We start from the raw sequence: 17,204 nt of genomic DNA on the forward strand, positions 1-17,204 counted from the left end.
GGTAGGAATGAAGATCGTTAATCCGGCCACGGAAGAGGTCGTCGCCCAGGTCGAGATGGCCGACGCGGCGGAGGTCGACCGGGCGGTGGAGCGGGCCGCGAAGGCGTACCGGAGCTGGCGGGAGGTGGCGCCGGGCGACCGGGCGCGGCTGCTGCGCCGGTTCGCCGACCTGGTGGACGCCCACGGCGAGGAGCTGGCCCGGCTGGAGCTGGGCAACGCCGGGCATCCGATCGGCAACGCGCGCTGGGCCGCCGGGGCCGTCCGCGACGTGCTGCACTTCTACGCCGCCGCCCCCGAGCGCAACCACGGCAAGCAGATCCCGGTGCCCGGCGGCGTGGACATCACCTTCCAGGAGCCGCTGGGCGTGGTGGGCGTCATCGTGCCGTGGAACTTCCCGATGCTGATCATGTCGTGGGGCGTGGCCCCCGCGCTGGCGGCGGGCAACACGGTGATCGTCAAGCCGGCGGAGTGGACCCCGCTCACGGCGTTGAGGCTGGCCGAGCTGGCCCTGGAGGCGGGCCTGCCCGAGGGGGTGCTCCAGGTGCTGCCCGGCGAGGGAGAGGTCGCCGGGGCCCGGCTGGTCGAACATCCCGGCGTGGCGAAGATCGTGTTCACCGGCTCGACCGAGGTGGGCAAGGAGATCGCCGCGAAGGCGGCGGCGCAGGTCAAGCGGGTGACGCTGGAGCTCGGCGGCAAGTCCGCAAATATCGTCTTCGCCGACTCGGATCTCGAAAAAGCGGCAAAAACCGCTCCTTATGCGGTCTTCGATAACTCCGGCCAGGACTGCTGCGCGCGCTCGCGCATCCTCGTCCAGGCCGAGGCGTACGACGAGTTCCTGGAACGCCTGTCGGCGGCGGTGCGCGGCGTCAAGGTCGGCGACCCGCTCGACGAGTCCACCGAGATGGGCCCGCTGATCAGCGCCGAGCACCTGGAACGCGTCCGGGGCTTCGTCGAGGGCACGCCCTTCCTCCAGGGCGACTGCCCCCAAGGCAAGGGCTACTGGTTCCCGCCGACCGTGCTCACCTCGAAGGTCACCGACCGCGCCTTCACCGAGGAGATCTTCGGTCCCGTCGTGTCGGTGGTCCCGTTCACCGACGAGGCGGAGGCCGTACGCATCGCCAACGACACCCCGTACGGGCTGAGCGGGTCCATCTGGACCCGCGACGTCGGGCGGGCGCTGCGCGTGGCCCGCGCGGTGGAGTCGGGCGCCCTGTCGGTGAACTCGCACTCCTCGGTGCGCTACTGGACCCCGTTCGGCGGCTTCAAGCAGTCCGGACTCGGCCGCGAGCTCGGCCCCGACGCCCTGACGGCCTTCACCGAGACCAAGAACGTCTTCATCTCATGGGAGTGAACACAGTGCAGCGTTTGCAGGACCGTGTGGCCGTCATCACCGGCGCGGGCAGCGGCATCGGGCTGGCCACGGCCCGCCGGTTCGCGCAGGAGGGCGCGAAGGTCGTCTGCGTGGACATCGACGAGGAGGCGGGCGGCAAGGCCGCCACCGAGGTCGGCGGCCTCTTCGTCAAGGCCGACGTGACCGTCGAGGACGACGTCGTCCGGATGTTCGCCACGGCCCACGAGACCTACGGCAGCGTGGACATCGCCTTCAACAACGCCGGCATCTCCCCGCCCGACGACGACTCGATCCTGGAGACCGGCATCGACGCCTGGCGCCGCGTCCAGGAAGTGAACCTGACCAGCGTCTACCTGTGCTGCAAGCACGCCATCCCGTACATGCGACGGCAGGGCAAGGGCTCGATCGTCAACACCGCCTCGTTCGTGGCGGTGATGGGGTCGGCCACGTCGCAGATCTCGTACACGGCCTCCAAGGGCGGGGTGCTGGCGATGTCGCGGGAGCTGGGCGTGCAGTTCGCCCGCGAGGGCATCCGGGTCAACGCGCTGTGCCCGGGGCCGGTGAACACGCCGCTGCTGCAGGAGTTGTTCGCCAAGGACCCCGAGCGGGCCCAGCGGCGTCTGGTGCACATCCCGGTGGGCCGCTTCGCCGAGGCGTCGGAGATCGCCGCCGCGGTGGCGTTCCTGGCCAGCGACGACGCCTCGTTCATCACGGGGGCGGAGTTCCTGGTGGACGGCGGCATCTCCGGCGCGTACGTGACGCCGCTGTGACCCGTCCGGTCATCGGGATCACGACGTACGTGGAGCCCGCCCGGTTCACCGTGTGGGACCTGCCCGTCGCGCTCCTGCCGTACATGTACGTCGAGAAGATCGTCCAGGCCGGCGGGCAGCCCGTGTTGCTGCCGCCGGCCGGCGATCCCGCCCTGGTCGTGGAGCGCCTCGACGGCCTCGTCCTGGCCGGCGGCGGCGACGTCGACCCGGCCAGGTACGCCCAGGCGCCGCACGAGCGCACCGGTTACGTCCGGGAGTTCCGGGACGCGGCCGAGTTCGCCCTCCTCGCGGCGGCCCTGGAGGCGGGGCTGCCGTTCCTGGGCGTGTGCCGCGGCCTCCAGGTGCTCAACGTCCTGCTCGGCGGCAGCCTGCACCAGCACCTGCCCGACGTGGTGGGACACACGGGCCACGCCCCCGAGCCCGGCGCGTTCGGCCACCTGCCGGTCACGCCCGTCCCCGGCAGCCGCCTGGCCAAGGCGCTCGGCACGGACGCGGTGACCGTCCCGCACTATCACCACCAGGCGATCGACCGGCTCGCTCCCGGGCTCGCGGTGACCGCCACGGCCGCCGACGGCACGATCGAGGCGGTGGAACTGGACGGCGGGGGGTTCGCGGCGGCGGTCCAGTGGCACCCGGAGGCGGGCGACGGGGTGGCGCTCTTCGAGGCGCTGACGGCGGCCTGCTGAGACCGTTACTGGAAAGCTTCTTTACCTTTTCTGCGCCCAAAAATCGCACGAAAGGCCAGTTCAGGCGGCCATACCACGGTGTTATAGGAAACTTGTTGGGTACCGGCTCCCGCCATCCCGGTGTCACCCTGTGTTCATCCCCAGCCGGCCGGGGCTCTTCCACTCCACACCCCCCTGAGGAGCCAGAGAGTGAACCCCAAACTCAGGTTGGGGGCTGCCGCAATGCTCGCGCTAGCCCTGACCACCAGCTCGCTGGTGGGCGCCACGAGCGCCACAGCCCAAGCGTCGCAGGTGGCCGATCCTCCCAGCCCCGACGACCGCAGGAACGCGATCGCGACCGCACACAGCGCGATCCTGGCCGACTCGGCGGCACTGCTGGCCTCCGAGCAGGACACGTTCACGCTGACGTCGACTGTCGGAGGCGTCCGCGGCCTGCAGTACCTGACCTACGCCCGTACGTACGCGGGCCTGCCCGTATACGGCGGTGACGTGGTCGTCGCCACGGACGCCTCCGGCGCGGTGGTCGACAACGTCGCCACCGGCCAGCGCACCAAGATCGGGATCAGCACCAAGGCGAAGGTGACCGCGGCCGCCGCGGGAGTGACGGCCAGGGCCAAGGTGGCCCGGGTCGAGACCGTCGCCACGCCGGTGCTGTCCGTCCACGCCGCCACGACCACGCCGCGGCTGGCCTGGGAGGTCCTGGTCACCGGCGCCACCGCGACCGGTCACGAGACCAAGCTCCACGTCTACGTGGACGCCCTCACCGGCAAGGTCATCGATTCCTGGGACGAGGTGCGCGACGGCACCGGCAACAGCTACTACGTCGGCACCGTCACCATCGACACCAGCCCCTCGTACACGATGCGCGACCCCCGCAGGAGCGGCGTCGCGTGCGGTGGCCAGAACGGCTCGCCGTACACGAAGACCACCGACACCTGGGGCAACGGCTCGGGCACGAACCTGGAGACCGCCTGCGTCGACGCGCTCTACGCCGCGCAGCGGGAATGGGACATGCTGAGCGCCTGGCTCGGCCGCAGCGGCATCAACGGCCAGGGCGGCGGTTACCCGGCCCGCGTCGGCCTGGCCGACGTCAATGCCTACTGGAACGGCCAGTACGGCTCCTTCGGCCACAACTCCGCCAACTCCCAGCAGCTCACGTCGATGGACGTCGTCGGCCACGAGTTCGGCCACGGCATCTTCCAGTTCACCAGCGGCGGCTCGGGCAGCGGCAACGAGGCCGGCGGCATGAACGAGTCCACCGGCGACATCTTCGGCGCGCTCACCGAGGCGTACGCCAACAACCCCAACGACCCGCCGGACTACCTGGTCGGCGAAGAGGTCAACCTCTCCGGGGCCGGGCCGATCCGCAACATGTACAACCCGGGGGCCCTGAGCCACCCCAACTGCTACAGCACCGCCATCCCGAACACCGAGGTGCACGCGGCGGCCGGCCCGCAGAACCACTGGTTCTACCTCGTGGCCGAGGGCACCAACCCCTCGGGCAAGCCCGCGAGCACCCGCTGCGACAACGGCGCCGCGATCACCGGCATCGGCATCCGCAAGGCCGGTGAGGTCTTCATGTCCGCGCTGAACTCGAAGACGCAGCCGTGGACGCACGCCAAGGCCAGGGTCGCGACCCTCCAGGCGGCCAAGACCCTGTACCCGGGCAGCTGCACCGAGTTCAACGTGGTCAAGAACGCCTGGGACGGCGTCAGCGTACGGGCCCAGTCCGGCGAGCCGACCTGCACCCAGGGCAGCAACGACTTCTCGGTCACCCTGAACCCCGCCTCCGGCAGCGTCACACCGGGCCAGAGCACCACGACCACGGTCAGCACCACCGTGACCGGCGGTTCGGCGCAGTCGATCACCCTGCGGACCGGCACCCTGCCGGCCGGCGTGACCGCCTCGTTCAGCCCGGCCACGATCACCGCGGGGCAGAGCTCCACGCTGACGATCAACACCTCGGCGAGCAGCCCGCAGGGCAGCAACCCGATCTCGATCACGGCCGACGGCGCCGACGTCGACCGGCAGGCCACCTACAACCTCCAGATCGGGCAGAGCTCGCCGAACGACTACGCGTTCGCCGTGACCCCGTCGTCGGCCTCGGTCCAGGCCGGTCAGTCGGCCAGCGCCACGGTCAACACGCAGGTCACCGCCGGCCAGGCGCAGAGCATCGCCCTGTCGGCGAGCAACGTGCCCTCGGGCGTGACGGTCAGCTTCAACCCGTCCACGATCACCGCCGGGCAGTCGTCCACGGTGACGTTCGCGACCACGAGCGGCGTGACGCCGAGCACGTACACGATCAGCCTGAACGCCGACGGGGCGAGCGCCGACCACTCGACCTCGTTCAGCCTGACGGTGGGCGGCGGCCAGGGCACCACGTGGCAGACCTACACGGCCTACACGGCCGGGCAGACCGTCACGTACCAGGGCACCAGCTACCGATGCCTGCAGTCTCACACGAGCCTGCCGGGCTGGGAGCCGCCCAACGTGCCCGCCCTCTGGCAGCCGGTCTGACCAGCACGACCTGGGCGGCCACGCCGGGGTGGCCGCCCAACCCCCTTGGAGCCCCCTTGAGGAGCCACAGAACGTGAACGCCATGCTCAGGCTGGGCGCCGCGGCCACCGCCGCGTTAGCCCTGACCCTCACCACGCCGGCCGGACCGGCCGGCGCAGCCGCCGACCCCGCGCCCGACATCCCCGTCTCGAACGTGACGGCGCATCTGAGCCAGTTGCAGTCCATCGCCACGAGCAACGGCGGCAACCGCGCCTCGGGCAGGCCGGGCTTCACCGCCTCGATCAACTACATCAAGGGCAAGCTCGACGCCGCCGGGTTCACCACCCGGGTGCAGAGCTTCAGCGGCGGCAGCAACCTGATCGCCGACTGGCCGGGCGGCCCGGCGAACCAGACCGTGATGCTCGGCGCCCACCTCGACAGCGTCGCGGCCGGCCCCGGCATCAACGACAACGGCTCCGGCTCGGCCGCGCTCCTGGAGAACGCCCTCACCCTCGCCGCCCGCAAGCCCACCCTCACCAAGCACGTACGGTTCGGCTGGTGGGGCGCCGAAGAAGCGGGCATGGTCGGTTCCAGGTACTACGTGCAGAACGGCGGCGCCGGCGGCGTCGAGGTGTACCTGAACTTCGACATGATCGCCTCGACCAACGCCGGCTACTTCGTCTACGACGACGACGCGACCCTTCAGCGGACCTTCAGCGACTACTTCGCCACCATCGGCCTTCAGACCGAGGGTGACAGGGAGGGCGACGGCCGCAGCGACCACGCCTCGTTCAAGAGCGCGGGCGTACGGGTCGGCGGCCTGGCCACGGGGGCCGGGGCGGTCAAGAGCTCGGCACAGGCCGCCAAGTGGGGCGGCACGGCCGGGGCCGCCTTCGACCGTTGTTATCACAGCGCGTGCGACAGCTACCCGGGCGCCATCAACACCACGGCGCTGGACCGGAACAGCGACGCCATCGCGTACGCCATATGGAAGCTCGCCGTGGGCGGCACGCCCGCGGAGAACGACTACTCGATCTCGGTGACCCCGTCCTCGGCGTCGGTCCAGGCCGGCCAGTCGGCTACCGCGGCGGTCAGTACCCAGGTCACGTCCGGCCAGGCGCAGAGCATCGCGCTCTCCGCCGGAAACGTGCCGAGCGGGGTCACCGTCTCCTTCAACCCGTCCACGATCCAGGCGGGGCAATCGTCCACCGTCACGGTCGCCACCACCAGCGGCGCCGCGGCGGGGACGTACACCATAGGGCTCAACGGCGACGGGGCGACGGCGGACCACTCCGCCTCCTTCACCCTGACCGTCGGAGGGGACGGCCAGGGCACCACCTGGACCGCCTACAAGGCCTACGCGGCCGGTGACGTCGTCACCTACCAGGGGTCCAGCTACCGCTGCCTCCAGGCGCACACCAGCCTGCCCGGCTGGGAACCGCCCAACGTGCCCGCCCTCTGGGGCCGGGCCTGATCTCACCGCGCGCCGGTCCCGACCGGCCCGCGTACTGGCTGCCGCGTGCGAGCTGACCTGCCATGACCGGCTCGCGCGCGGCCACCAACGCGGCCGCGGCCCCGCCTCTCCGGGGCCGCGGCCGCTTTTCGCTGCGTGCGGTGTACGGGATCGAAGCGCGACAACACCCCCATGTCGGCACTAGGCTGACGGACATCACCGGCGAAACCGTGCGGGAGAGCACCCTGACAGCCGGTCAGGGTCCCTGAAGGAGCAAGCCCTCCCCGCGAACCTCTCAAGGCAAAGGACCGCGCGGCAGCCCTGTAAGGCGTTCTTACGGGGAGGTGACCTCTGGAAAGCAGGCCCGAGCGGCCTCGCCGAAGGTGAAAGTCCGGCAAAACTCGGGCGAAGCTCTCAGGCATCCATGACAGAGGGGGAGGATGCTGGCATCCGATCCTGTCCTGAGGTGCGACAAATGTCCCGACCTACGCCGCTACGAGACGTCCACGAGGCCCTAGGCGCCACGCTGACCGACTTCGCCGGGTGGCTCATGCCGCTCCGGTACGGCAGCGAGTCGGCGGAGCACAAAGCCGTCCGCGAGGCGGCCGGGCTGTTCGACCTCTCGCACATGGGCGAGATCTTCCTGACCGGGCCGCAGGCCGCCGAGGCGCTGGACTACGCGCTGGTCGGCCACCTGTCGGCGCTCGCGCCCGGCCGCGCCAGGTACACGATGATCGTGGACGAGCGCGGTGGCGTGCTCGACGACCTCATCGTCTACCGGCTGGCCGACGAGGAGTTCATGGTGGTCGCCAACGCCTCGAACGCCGAAAAAGTCGCGGATGAGCTGAAAAATCGTACTAAGTCGTATGACACGGTGGTCGACGACCGCTCCCAGCAGTACGCCCTGATCGCGATCCAGGGCCCGCGGGCCCAGGAGATCCTTTCCACGCTCACCGACGCCGACCTCGCCGGCCTCAAGTACTACGCGGGCCTGCCCGGCGTGGTCGACGGCCGCCAGGCGCTCATCGCCCGCACCGGCTACACCGGCGAGGACGGCTTCGAGCTGTTCGTCGCCAACCAGGACGCCGTACCGCTCTGGCACGCCCTGGAAGCGGCGGGCGAGCCGTACGGGATCAAGGCCGCGGGCCTGTCCAGCCGCGACACCCTCAGGCTGGAGGCCGGCATGCCGCTCTACGGCAACGAGCTGAGCTCGGACCTGACCCCGTTCGACGCGGGGCTGGGCAGAGTGGTGAAATTCGACAAGCCCGGTGACTTCGTCGGCAGGGCGGCGCTGGAGGCGGTCAAGGACGACCCGCCCCGCCGCCGCCCGCGCCGCCTGGTCGCCAAGGGCCGCCGGGTGCCGCGCCACGGCTACCCGGTCACCCGAGACGGCGCCGTCGTCGGCGAGGTCACCAGCGGTGCGCCCTCCCAGACCCTGGGCAAGCCCATCGCGATGGCCTACGTCGACGCCGGAGCAGACGAAGGTCTGGCCGTGGACATCCGGGGCAGCCAAGAACCTATGGACCTGGTCGAGCTGCCCTTCTACAGGAGGAACAAGTGAGCAACATCCCTGACGACCTGAACTACACCAAGGAACACGAGTGGGTGTCGGGTGTGGACGACGGCATCACCGTGACCGTCGGCATCACGGCCTTCGCCGCCGAAGCCCTTGGGGACGTCGTCTTCGTGCAGCTCCCCGAGGTCGGTGCGACCGTCGAGGCGGGCGACTCGGTCGGCGAGGTCGAGTCCACCAAGTCGGTGAGCGAGATCTACTCGCCGGTCGGCGGCGAGATCGTCGAGGTGAACCAGGCCATCGTGGACGACCCGTCGCTGGCCAACAGCGAGCCCTACGGCGACGGCTGGATGTTCCGCGTCCGCATGGAGGGCGACCCGGAGGACCTGCTGTCCGCCGAGGAGTACGCCGCACTCACCTCAGGCGAGTCCTGACCCAACCGCCGGGGCCCGGGTCGGGCCCCGGCACATCCTGAACTGAAGGGCGCCCATCAATGGCGATCAGCGTCTTCGACCTCTTCAAGATCGGCATCGGACCGTCCAGCTCCCACACCGGCGGCCCGATGGCCGCCGCGCACAAGTTCGCCCGCGGTCTGCACGACGACGGCCTGCTCCCCCGTGCGGCCCGGGTCGAAGTCATCCTGTACGGCTCGCTCGGCCTGACCGGCAAGGGCCACGGCAGCGACAAGGCGGTCCTGCTCGGCCTGTCCGGTGAGAAGCCCGAGCTGGTCGACGTCGACTCCATCGACGCCCGCCTGGCCGAGATGCGCGCCTCGGGCACGGTCAAGCTGTTCGGCAGCCACGAGATCCCGTTCGTCGTCGGCCAGGACCTCGTCTTCGAACGCAAGATCTCCCTGCCCGAGCACCCCAACGGCATGCGTTTCACCGCCTACGACGAGCAGGGCGACACCCTGCGCGAGAAGGTCTACTTCTCGGTCGGCGGCGGCTTCGTCGTGGACGAGAAGGCCACCGGCGCCGACCGCATCAAGCCCGACGACACCGTCCTGCCCTACCCGTTCGCCTCGGGCGAGGAGCTGCTCAAGCACTGCTCGAACACCGGCCTGTCGATCTCCGCCCTCATGCTGGAGAACGAGAAGGCGTTCGGCCGTACCGAGGAGGAGATCCGCTCCGGCATCCTCAACCTCTGGCGCGTGATGTCCGACTGCGTACGGCGCGGCATCACCAAGGAGGGCGTGCTGCCCGGCGGCCTGAAGGTCAAGCGCCGGGCCAACCAGCTCCACCGGCGCCTCCAGGCCGAGTCGGCCGAGAAGGACCCGCTCCAGGCGATGGACTGGGTGGCGCTGTTCGCCCTGGCCGTCAACGAGGAGAACGCCGCGGGCGGCCGCATCGTCACCGCCCCCACCAACGGCGCCGCCGGCATCATCCCGGCCGTGCTGACGTACTACACCAAGTTCGTCCCGCACGCCGACGACGAGGGCGTGGTGCGCTTCCTCCTCACGGCCGCCGCGATCGGCGTGCTGTTCAAGGAGAACGCCTCCATCTCCGGCGCCGAGGTCGGCTGCCAGGGCGAGGTGGGCTCGGCCTGCTCGATGGCCTCGGCCGGCCTCACCGAGGTCATGGGCGGCACCCCCGAGCAGGTGGAGAACGCCGCCGAGATCGGCATCGAGCACAACCTCGGGCTGACCTGCGACCCGATCGGCGGCCTGGTGCAGATCCCGTGCATCGAGCGCAACGCCGTGGCCTCCAACAAGGCCATCACGGCCGCCAGGATCGCCCTGCGCGGCGACGGCCGCCACTACGTGGCCCTGGACAAGGCCATCAAGACCATGCGCGACACCGGCCGCGACATGCTGGACAAGTACAAGGAGACCTCGCGGGGCGGCCTGGCCGTCAACGTGATCGAGTGCTGAACCACGAGGACCCCTCCTTCACGGGAGGGGTCCTCGCGGCCCTGGGTCTTCGCGGCCGGGTCTCAGTGCCGGCAGATGATCGTGGTGAAGTGACTGTTCACGCAGATCAGGCCGAACTCGGGATTCAGCGCCTGCAGCAGCAGGCCGGCCAGGTGGTCCCCGACGCAGTGGGTCTGGCCGTCGTCCCCCGTCCGGCACGGGAACAACGGGACGCCGCCGTCCGGCGCCGCCTGGGCGGCGGGCGTGGCGAGGGCGATGGTGAGGGCGGCGGCGGCGAACGCGCCGATGATGCGGTGAATGACGACCTCCCGATCGGATTCGACGACGAAGGCGCGGACTGCGCCTTCTCCCTTCGGATGACGGCTGAGCTGGGGGTGACGGCTGAGCTGGGGGTGACGGGTCAGCGGCGTTCGGCCCGTTGGCGGCGTACGTGGACGCGGACGACCGCGGGCGTCTCGTCGTCGCGTACCTCGCGGCGGACGCGGCCCACGATGTCCTGGTCCAGCTTGCTCACCACCGCGCCGACGTCGGCGTCGGACGGGCAGGTCAGGTGGACACGCAGGCCGTTGTCGGCGAACCGTACGCCGGCCCTGCCGAGCCCGTCCACGCCCTTGAGGCCGACGCACAACATGGCGGTGCCGGTGCCGTTGGCCACGCCCCGGCGGCCCCAGCCGACGCTGAGCAGCAACCAGCGCAGGGCCAGCATGGACAGGATCAGCAGCGCGAAGGCCAGCAGCCACAGCGTCCAGGGATCCTCGGCCAGCGTACGGGCGAGCTCGGCGGGCAGGACCTTGGCGTTGCGCGGCAGGTCGAAGAGCCGGCCCTGACCGCGCAGCCAGGCGTAACCGCCCGCGCCGAGCAGGGTGAGACCGACCAGTGCCAGGCCGACGCGGTTGCCCGCGTACTGCCGCATCACACGCCCTTCCTGCGCAGCCGGACGACGACCTCGCCGGTGCCGAGCGTGCCGACTCCGGCCAGCCGGTCGCCGACCGCCGTACCGACCTGCCTGAGCATGGTGCCCGAGCTCTCCGGCCCGGTCACGACGGTGACCTCGATGGTGCGCCGGCGCAGCCGTACGCGGGCCCGGTCCACCCCGCTCACCTGCTGGGCGGCCGACCGCAGGGTCCGGCGCAACCCTGCCCGGGTGATGCCGATGACGATCAGGGGGTCGGAGGTCTCGACCGGGACCGTACGGGAACGTCCCGGCACGATCGCGAGCAGCAGCATCAGCATCCCGGCCCCGGCGGTGACCAGGGCGGCGGAGGAGACCTGCGGCCACGTCCGCGCGCCGGCCAGCTCGATCGCCTCGTTCAGCGGGACCCAGCCGAGCGGCTTGCCGAGCAGCGACGTCACCACCTCGGCGGTCGTCGCGCCGAGCCCGGCGGCCAGGGCGAGGGCGACGAGGGCGCCGGGGAGCGTACGGGCCGGTCTGAGCGCCCTCCTGGCCCTGCGCAGACCGGTGTGCTGAGCGGTGATGGCTGCGGGCACCATCTGCTGAAGCGTGGTCATCACAACGACAGACGTACATGGGTCCTCAGGGCCCGCGACCGCGCCCTCGCCGCCGATTTGCCCGATCATTACGGGCGCACCAAGGAATGTGAACCTCCCTCATATTCATTCGCCCCATATGCCGTTACCCTGCTGGTATGGAAGACCGCCAGCGCTACGACCGCGCCACCGTGGCGCTTGAACCGCCCTTCGCGATCCTCGACCTGGCGGCCATGCGGGCCAACGCGGCCGACCTGGTACGCCGAGCCGCGGGCAAGCCCATCCGGGTGGCGAGCAAGTCCGTACGCAGCCGCGCGGTCCTCGAACGCATCCTCGCCATGGACGGTTTCCGCGGCATCCTGGCCTTCACCCTCCCCGAGGCCCTGTGGCTGGCCGCCGAGGGCTTCAGCGACATCCTGGTGGCCTATCCGACGGCCGACCGGCACGCGCTGGCCGAGCTGGCCGCCGACCCGCGGGCCGCCGAGCGGATCGCGATCACCGTCGACTCCCGCGAGCAGCTCGACTTCATCGAGAAGGCCGTGTCGGACGTGTACCCGCGAGCCGAGCTGCGGCTCTCCCTCGACCTGGACGCCGGTTACGTCACCCTGGGCGGGAAGTTCCGGGCCGGCGCGCTCCGCTCCCCCGTACGCGAGCCCGAGCAGGCCGCCGACCTGGCCACGGCCGTCGGCAAGCGCCCCGGCCTCCGCCTGGTGGGCCTGATGGCGTACGAGGCGCAGATCGCGGGGGTCGGCGATGACCCGCCCGGCAACGCGGCCTTCGCCCGGGTCGTCCGGATCATGCAGGCCCGGTCGGCCAGGGAGCTGATCGTCCGCCGCGGGCGCATAGTGAACGCCGTACGCCAGGTCGCCGACCTGGAGTTCGTCAACGGCGGCGGCACCGGCTCGATCGAGACGACCGTCAGGGAGAAGGCGATCACGGAGGTCGCCGCCGGCTCGGGCTTCTTCCACCCGCGGCTGTTCGACTTCTACCGGCGCTTCAGCGGGCGCCCGGCGGCCCTGTTCGCGCTGCCGGTCGTCCGCCGTCCCGGGCCGGACACGGTGACGGTACTGGGCGGCGGCTACCTCGCCTCGGGCCCGCCCGGACCGAGCCGCCTGCCGCAGCCCTACCTGCCCGCCGGCCTGCGGTACGCGCAGGACGAGGGTGCCGGCGAGGTGCAGACCCCGCTGCTCGGCCAGGCCGCCCAGGATCTACGGGTCGGGGACCGGGTGTGGTTCAGGCACGCCAAGGCGGGCGAGATGTGCGAGCGCTTCGACACCCTCCACCTCGTGGACGGCGACACCGTGGCCGAGTCGGTGCCCACGTACCGGGGCGAGGGCAGGACGTTCCTCTGACCCCGCCCCCGGCACGTGCTCAGCGCCGGCGACGCCAGCGCCGGAACAGGACGATCGCGGCGCCGACGACCAGCACCGCGCCGACGCCGATGAGCACCGGCGCCAGGTTGGGCTGCTCGTCCTCCCACACCCCTTCGGGCTTGTCGCCATAGTCGACCGGGCGGGCGGTCACCCCGAGGGCGTCCCCCACGGACGCCACAAAGTGGCCCGCCCTGCTCTTGACATCGGCGACCGTACGCTCGGCGACCCGCTTGGGGCTCACCCGGTCGGCGATGGCGTCGACCGTCTGCGCCAACTCCGCGCGCGTGCGCGCGATCCGCCGCTCCAACTCGTCTGGATCGGTGTCAGCCATGGCTCTCCTTTCGACCGTACGCGTGGTCGCGCCCGCTACGCGGTCCGTCGCGAGCTCCGTCCGTTCTGGTCGTGATCAGTCTGTCAGGTCGTCATGCCGTACGGCACGGCGGCCAGGCCGGTAGGTTTGCCGGGAGAACTCAGGAGGGCCTCATGACAGACACCAAGCTCGCGCCCGGCGACCCCGCGCCCGAGTTCACGCTACCCACCGCCGACGGCGGCACCGTCACCCTCGACGACCTCCGCGGCAAGAGGGTGATCCTCTATTTCTACCCCGCCGCGATGACGCCGGGCTGCACCAAACAGGCCTGCGACTTCCGCGACAACCTCAGCCAGTTGACGGACGAGGGTTTCGTCGTCCTCGGCGTGTCCAAGGACAAGCCCGAGAAGCTGGCCAAGTTCGTCGCCCGCGACGCCCTGACCTTCCCGCTGCTGTCCGACCCCGAGCTGACCGTCCACCAGGCGTACGGCGCCTATGGCCCGAAGAAGCTCTACGGGAAGGAGATGATCGGCGTGATCCGCTCGACGTTCGTGATCGACGCCGACGGGAAGATCGAGCAGGCGCTCTACAACGTGAAGGCCACCGGACACGTGGCCTCGCTCAAGAAGAAGCTCGGCCTGGCCTGAGCCCCGGCCCGCGGTCTCCCGGAAAGGCTGCTGCCCGGCCTCGGCCGGAGCGCTAAACTGTCCCCAGCCCGCCTCGGCGGGACCGCGGGCGTGGCGAAATGGCATACGCGGCAGGTTTAGGTCCTGTTGGTGGAGACACTGTGGGGGTTCGAGTCCCCCCGCCCGCACACGCTCCCGCGCCGGCTCGTGATCAGCCGCGCGGGGCGAAGCACAGTGAGAGCGCGCGCCGCCGGCGCGCCGACGACCAGCCCTGTCGGAGCGGTCGCGAAGGTTCTCGAAGAGCCCGGGCGGTGTCTCTGGTGGGGGCCGTGGCCGAGGTTTCCCTAGGTGAGCTGCTCGGTGTCGCGCGGTCCGGGGGTCGGGTCGCGCGGTGCTTCCTCTTCACCGCGCGACCCGGCGTCGCGATCATGATCCGCCATCACGATCTCCCTTTACTCGCCCGCGAGGGGCGCTCCCATGAACCACAATGCCGTGTCCGCCGTAAGACCCATGTAAGACCTGGGTCGTACGCGGACTTCCCCCTCTAGGCGGACAAACCCCCGGCGTGGCTTACATATCGTGAGGATGTGTTCGGCAGGGTACGGGCGTGGTCGAGGCGCCATGGCGGGCTGGTGAGCGTCCTGCGGGTCGCCCCCCTCGCCCTTTTGAGCTTGCTCCTGGCGATTCCCTACGCCTCGCTGAACCCCTCCGAGGGCAGCAGGTACCTGGGCGTGGCCGGCTACATCGCGCTCTCCGCGCTCCTGCTGCTGCCGCTGCTGTGGCGGAGCAGGCCGCTGGCGGCGTTCGCGGTGGTCTCGCTGGTCTCCTTCGGTCAGTGGCTGGCGCACGTCGATCCGATGCCGGCCAACCTCGCGGTCATGGTCGCGCTGTGGACGGTCGCCTCCGAGTGCGCGTTCCGGTGGGCGCTGGCGGCGGGGCTGGTGGCCGAGCTGGGGATCTTCCTGGCGCTGGTGAACTGGTCCGTCGCCACCTTCGGCATGTTCTTCAGCGGCTCGATCTTCGTCGTCACCATCTGGCTCGCCGGCCTGTACGCCAACACCCGCAGGCGCTACCTGGAAGGTCTGGAGGAACGCGCCGAGCGGGCCGAACGCGAACGGGACCAGCAGGCCAGGATGGCCGCGGCCGCCGAGCGCACCAGGATCGCCAGGGAGCTGCACGACGTGGTGGCCCACAACGTCAGCGTGATGGTCGTCCAGGCCGACGGCGCGGGCTTCGCCCTCGACAGCGACCCCGAACAGGCCCGGCTGGCCGTACGGAACATCTCCAAGACCGGACGGGCCGCGCTCGCCGAGATGCGCAGGATGGTCGGCGTGCTGCGCGAGAGCGAGGACGACGACACCGACTACACCCCGCAACCCGGCCTGGGCCAGCTCGAAGAGCTGGTACGCGGCGCCGGCGTGCCCACGAGCCTGCGGATCGGCGGCATGCCCGGCGAGCTGCCCGAAGGGCAGCAGCTCGCGGTCTACCGCATCGTCCAGGAGGCCCTGACGAACGCGCTCAAGCACGGCGGCCCCGACGTCCGGGCGCTCGTCGAGATCGATTACGGCGGCCCCGAGCTGGTCGTCCGCGTGACCGACGACGGCAGGGGCGCCGCCGCGCCGCCCAGCCCCGACGGGCACGGCCTGATCGGCATGCGCGAACGCGTCGGCATGTACGGCGGCGCGGTGTCGGCCGGCCCCCGTTCGGGGGGCGGCTTCGAGGTGCTGGCCCGGCTCCCGATGATCAGGGCGGCGTGATGATCAGAGTGATGCTGGTCGACGACCAGGAGCTGCTGCGGGCCGGGTTCAAGATGGTGCTCGGCGCCCAGCCCGACATCGACGTGGTGGCCGAGGCCGGCGACGGCGTCGCGGCCCTGGAGCTGCTGGAGCGCGTCGAGGTGGACGTCGTCCTCATGGACGTGCGCATGCCGCGCATGGACGGCGTCGAGGCGACCAGGCACATCGACGGGCCGAAGGTGCTGATCCTGACCACGTTCGACCTCGACGAGTACGCCCTGTCCGCGATCAAGGCGGGCGCGGCCGGGTTCCTGCTGAAGGACGTGCCGCCCGCCGACCTGGTCGAGGCGATCAGGCTGGTGCACGCGGGCGACGCCGTGGTCTCGCCGCGTACGTTGCGCAGGATGCTGGACCGGTTCGCCGCCCAGTTGCCCGTGGAGGAGCTGCCCGCGGCGACCGAGCTGACCCCGCGCGAGCGTGAGGTGCTGCTCATGGTGGCCCGCGGCCTGTCCAACATGGAGATCGCGAACCGTCTTGAGGTCGCCGAGGCCACCGTGAAGACGCATCTGGGCCGCGTGCTGGCCAAGCTGGGGCTGCGCGACCGGGCCCAGGTGGTCGTGTACGCGTACGAGGCGGGGCTGGTCGTGCCCTCGCATCGGCCGAAAGGTTGACGGGGGTCGTCTGAGGTCCTACACGAAGTCCCTCCTCAGGACCCACAAGTCCTGAACTTTCCACTCCTAGCGTTGGTCGCGACGAAATATTGCGACAAGGAGTGAAAGTGACCCTCACCGACTCCCGGCGCGCGGCCCCGCCCGCGGTGGTGGCCAAGGCCCTGACCAAGGTGTACGGCCAGGGCGACGCCGAGGTCCACGCCCTTCGCGGCGTGGACGTGGCGTTCGCGACCGGCGCCTTCACCGCGATCATGGGCCCTTCCGGCTCCGGCAAGTCGACGCTCATGCACTGCCTGGCCGGTCTCGACACCGCCACCTCGGGCACCGTGCACATCGGCGACGTGGAGCTGACCGGGCTGGCCGACCGGCAGCTCACGCTGCTGCGCCGGGAGCGGATCGGCTTCATCTTCCAGGCGTTCAACCTGCTGCCCACGCTGACCGCCGAGCAGAACATCAGGCTGCCCCTGGACATCGCCGCCCGGCAGGCGGACGAGGAGCTGTTCGCCCGGGTCATCGACACCGTGGGGCTGCGCGACCGGCTCGGGCACCGGCCGACGCAGTTGTCGGGCGGCCAGCAGCAGCGTGTGGCCGTGGCCAGGGCGCTGATCAGCAAGCCACGGGTGATCTTCGCCGACGAGCCCACGGGCAACCTGGACTCGCGCAGCGGCTCGGAGATCCTGTCCTTCCTGCGCACCTCGGTCCGCGAGCTGAACCAGACCATCGTCATGGTCACGCACGACCCGGTCGCGGCGGCGTACGCCGACCGGGTGGTGTTCCTGCGTGACGGCGAGCTGGTCACCGAGGTCAGCGGGCCGACGCCGCAGGCCGTCCTGGACACGCTCATGAAGCTGGAGGGCTGAG

17 protein-coding genes, 1 tRNA gene and 2 riboswitches are annotated in these 17,204 nt (G+C 70.8%); of the genes, 14 read left to right on the forward strand and 4 right to left on the reverse strand.

The features are described from left to right. Nucleotides 1-7: 7 nt before the first annotated feature. The 8 genes from DMB42_RS06075 (at nt 8) to DMB42_RS06110 (ending at nt 10,139) form a co-directional block, all read left to right on the forward strand. Nucleotides 8-1,351, forward strand: a complete 1,344-nt coding sequence (locus tag DMB42_RS06075; RefSeq protein ID WP_125631509.1) for an aldehyde dehydrogenase — start codon at nt 8-10, stop codon at nt 1,349-1,351. Beyond that, a complete protein-coding gene (locus DMB42_RS06080; protein ID WP_125631511.1) occupies nt 1,342-2,121 on the forward strand; it encodes a 3-oxoacyl-ACP reductase in 780 nt (259 codons plus the stop codon). The genes DMB42_RS06075 and DMB42_RS06080 overlap by 10 nt, the downstream gene beginning before the upstream one ends. Then, a complete protein-coding gene (locus DMB42_RS06085; RefSeq protein WP_125631513.1) occupies nt 2,118-2,807 on the forward strand; it encodes a gamma-glutamyl-gamma-aminobutyrate hydrolase family protein in 690 nt (229 codons plus the stop codon). The genes DMB42_RS06080 and DMB42_RS06085 overlap by 4 nt, the downstream gene beginning before the upstream one ends. Nucleotides 2,808-3,029: 222 nt before the next feature. Continuing rightward, nucleotides 3,030-5,324 carry a M4 family metallopeptidase gene (locus DMB42_RS06090; protein WP_125631516.1) on the forward strand — a complete coding sequence of 765 codons (2,295 nt, stop codon included), beginning with the start codon at nt 3,030-3,032 and terminating at the stop codon, nt 5,322-5,324. An 82-nt stretch (nt 5,325-5,406) separates the two neighbouring features. Further along, nucleotides 5,407-6,777, forward strand: coding sequence for a M28 family peptidase (locus DMB42_RS06095; protein ID WP_125632618.1), 1,371 nt, complete (start codon nt 5,407-5,409; stop codon nt 6,775-6,777). Between the two features lie 202 nt (nt 6,778-6,979). Further along, nucleotides 6,980-7,077: riboswitch (glycine riboswitch) on the forward strand. Between the two features lie 20 nt (nt 7,078-7,097). After that, nucleotides 7,098-7,197, forward strand: a riboswitch (glycine riboswitch). Between the two features lie 34 nt (nt 7,198-7,231). Continuing rightward, nucleotides 7,232-8,317, forward strand: coding sequence for a glycine cleavage system aminomethyltransferase GcvT (gene gcvT, locus DMB42_RS06100; RefSeq protein ID WP_125631518.1), 1,086 nt, complete (start codon nt 7,232-7,234; stop codon nt 8,315-8,317). Beyond that, complete coding sequence (gcvH, locus tag DMB42_RS06105; protein ID WP_125631520.1) at nt 8,314-8,703, forward strand: glycine cleavage system protein GcvH; 390 nt, start codon at nt 8,314-8,316, stop codon at nt 8,701-8,703. Before gcvT ends, gcvH begins: the two co-directional genes overlap by 4 nt. Before the next feature lie 59 nt (nt 8,704-8,762). Beyond that, nucleotides 8,763-10,139, forward strand: a complete 1,377-nt coding sequence (locus tag DMB42_RS06110; protein ID WP_125631522.1) for an L-serine ammonia-lyase — start codon at nt 8,763-8,765, stop codon at nt 10,137-10,139. Between the two features lie 62 nt (nt 10,140-10,201). Here DMB42_RS06110 and DMB42_RS52985 read toward each other — a convergent pair whose 3' ends face one another. From DMB42_RS52985 to DMB42_RS06120, 3 genes are all read right to left on the reverse strand, one after another. Further along, nucleotides 10,202-10,345, reverse strand: coding sequence for a hypothetical protein (locus DMB42_RS52985; protein WP_185844487.1), 144 nt, complete (start codon nt 10,343-10,345; stop codon nt 10,202-10,204). A 194-nt stretch (nt 10,346-10,539) separates the two neighbouring features. Further along, nucleotides 10,540-11,055, reverse strand: a complete 516-nt coding sequence (locus tag DMB42_RS06115; RefSeq protein WP_125631524.1) for a hypothetical protein — start codon at nt 11,053-11,055, stop codon at nt 10,540-10,542. Continuing rightward, a complete protein-coding gene (locus DMB42_RS06120; protein WP_125631526.1) occupies nt 11,052-11,630 on the reverse strand; it encodes a DUF6286 domain-containing protein in 579 nt (192 codons plus the stop codon). Before DMB42_RS06120 ends, DMB42_RS06115 begins: the two co-directional genes overlap by 4 nt. Before the next feature lie 155 nt (nt 11,631-11,785). Between DMB42_RS06120 and DMB42_RS06125 the strand changes: the two genes are divergently transcribed. Then, nucleotides 11,786-12,979, forward strand: coding sequence for an amino acid deaminase/aldolase (locus DMB42_RS06125; RefSeq protein WP_125631528.1), 1,194 nt, complete (start codon nt 11,786-11,788; stop codon nt 12,977-12,979). A gap of 19 nt (nt 12,980-12,998) precedes the next feature. Here DMB42_RS06125 and DMB42_RS06130 read toward each other — a convergent pair whose 3' ends face one another. Next, nucleotides 12,999-13,331, reverse strand: coding sequence for a DUF3618 domain-containing protein (locus DMB42_RS06130; RefSeq protein ID WP_125631530.1), 333 nt, complete (start codon nt 13,329-13,331; stop codon nt 12,999-13,001). Nucleotides 13,332-13,483: 152 nt separating this feature from the next. Between DMB42_RS06130 and bcp the strand changes: the two genes are divergently transcribed. From bcp to DMB42_RS06155, 5 genes are all read left to right on the forward strand, one after another. Further along, entirely contained in the window at nt 13,484-13,957 is a 474-nt protein-coding gene (gene bcp / locus DMB42_RS06135; RefSeq protein WP_125631532.1) for a thioredoxin-dependent thiol peroxidase, read from the forward strand. 84 nt (nt 13,958-14,041) lie between these two features. Continuing rightward, nucleotides 14,042-14,124 (forward strand) — tRNA-Leu (locus DMB42_RS06140). A gap of 483 nt (nt 14,125-14,607) precedes the next feature. After that, nucleotides 14,608-15,693, forward strand: coding sequence for a sensor histidine kinase (locus DMB42_RS06145; protein ID WP_260477518.1), 1,086 nt, complete (start codon nt 14,608-14,610; stop codon nt 15,691-15,693). Then, complete coding sequence (locus DMB42_RS06150; RefSeq protein WP_125631536.1) at nt 15,693-16,343, forward strand: response regulator transcription factor; 651 nt, start codon at nt 15,693-15,695, stop codon at nt 16,341-16,343. Before DMB42_RS06145 ends, DMB42_RS06150 begins: the two co-directional genes overlap by 1 nt. Nucleotides 16,344-16,450: 107 nt before the next feature. Further along, the gene (locus DMB42_RS06155; protein ID WP_260477519.1) at nt 16,451-17,203 is read left to right on the forward strand and encodes an ABC transporter ATP-binding protein; all 753 of its coding nucleotides are present in this window, start codon (nt 16,451-16,453) and stop codon (nt 17,201-17,203) included. The last annotated feature ends 1 nt before the right edge of the window (nt 17,204 follow it).

It is taken from the genome of Nonomuraea sp. WAC 01424, assembly GCF_003947315.1.
GTDB classification, from domain to species: domain Bacteria; phylum Actinomycetota; class Actinomycetes; order Streptosporangiales; family Streptosporangiaceae; genus Nonomuraea; species Nonomuraea spiralis.

Excerpts from the sequence above, each read along its gene's own strand:
- DMB42_RS06075 (WP_125631509.1), top strand. The coding sequence starts at position 8 with ATGAAGATCGTTAATCCGGCCACGGAAGAGGTCGTCGCCCAGGTCGAG.
- DMB42_RS06095 (WP_125632618.1), top strand. The coding sequence starts at position 5,407 with ATGCTCAGGCTGGGCGCCGCGGCCACCGCCGCGTTAGCCCTGACCCTC.
- DMB42_RS06090 (WP_125631516.1), top strand. The coding sequence starts at position 3,030 with ATGCTCGCGCTAGCCCTGACCACCAGCTCGCTGGTGGGCGCCACGAGC.
- DMB42_RS06130 (WP_125631530.1), bottom strand. The coding sequence starts at position 13,331 with ATGGCTGACACCGATCCAGACGAGTTGGAGCGGCGGATCGCGCGCACG.
- bcp (WP_125631532.1), top strand. The coding sequence starts at position 13,484 with ATGACAGACACCAAGCTCGCGCCCGGCGACCCCGCGCCCGAGTTCACG.
- DMB42_RS06150 (WP_125631536.1), top strand. The coding sequence starts at position 15,693 with ATGATCAGAGTGATGCTGGTCGACGACCAGGAGCTGCTGCGGGCCGGG.
- DMB42_RS06120 (WP_125631526.1), bottom strand. The coding sequence starts at position 11,630 with ATGGTGCCCGCAGCCATCACCGCTCAGCACACCGGTCTGCGCAGGGCC.
- gcvT (WP_125631518.1), top strand. The coding sequence starts at position 7,232 with ATGTCCCGACCTACGCCGCTACGAGACGTCCACGAGGCCCTAGGCGCC.
- DMB42_RS06110 (WP_125631522.1), top strand. The coding sequence starts at position 8,763 with ATGGCGATCAGCGTCTTCGACCTCTTCAAGATCGGCATCGGACCGTCC.
- DMB42_RS06125 (WP_125631528.1), top strand. The coding sequence starts at position 11,786 with ATGGAAGACCGCCAGCGCTACGACCGCGCCACCGTGGCGCTTGAACCG.
- DMB42_RS06080 (WP_125631511.1), top strand. The coding sequence starts at position 1,342 with ATGGGAGTGAACACAGTGCAGCGTTTGCAGGACCGTGTGGCCGTCATC.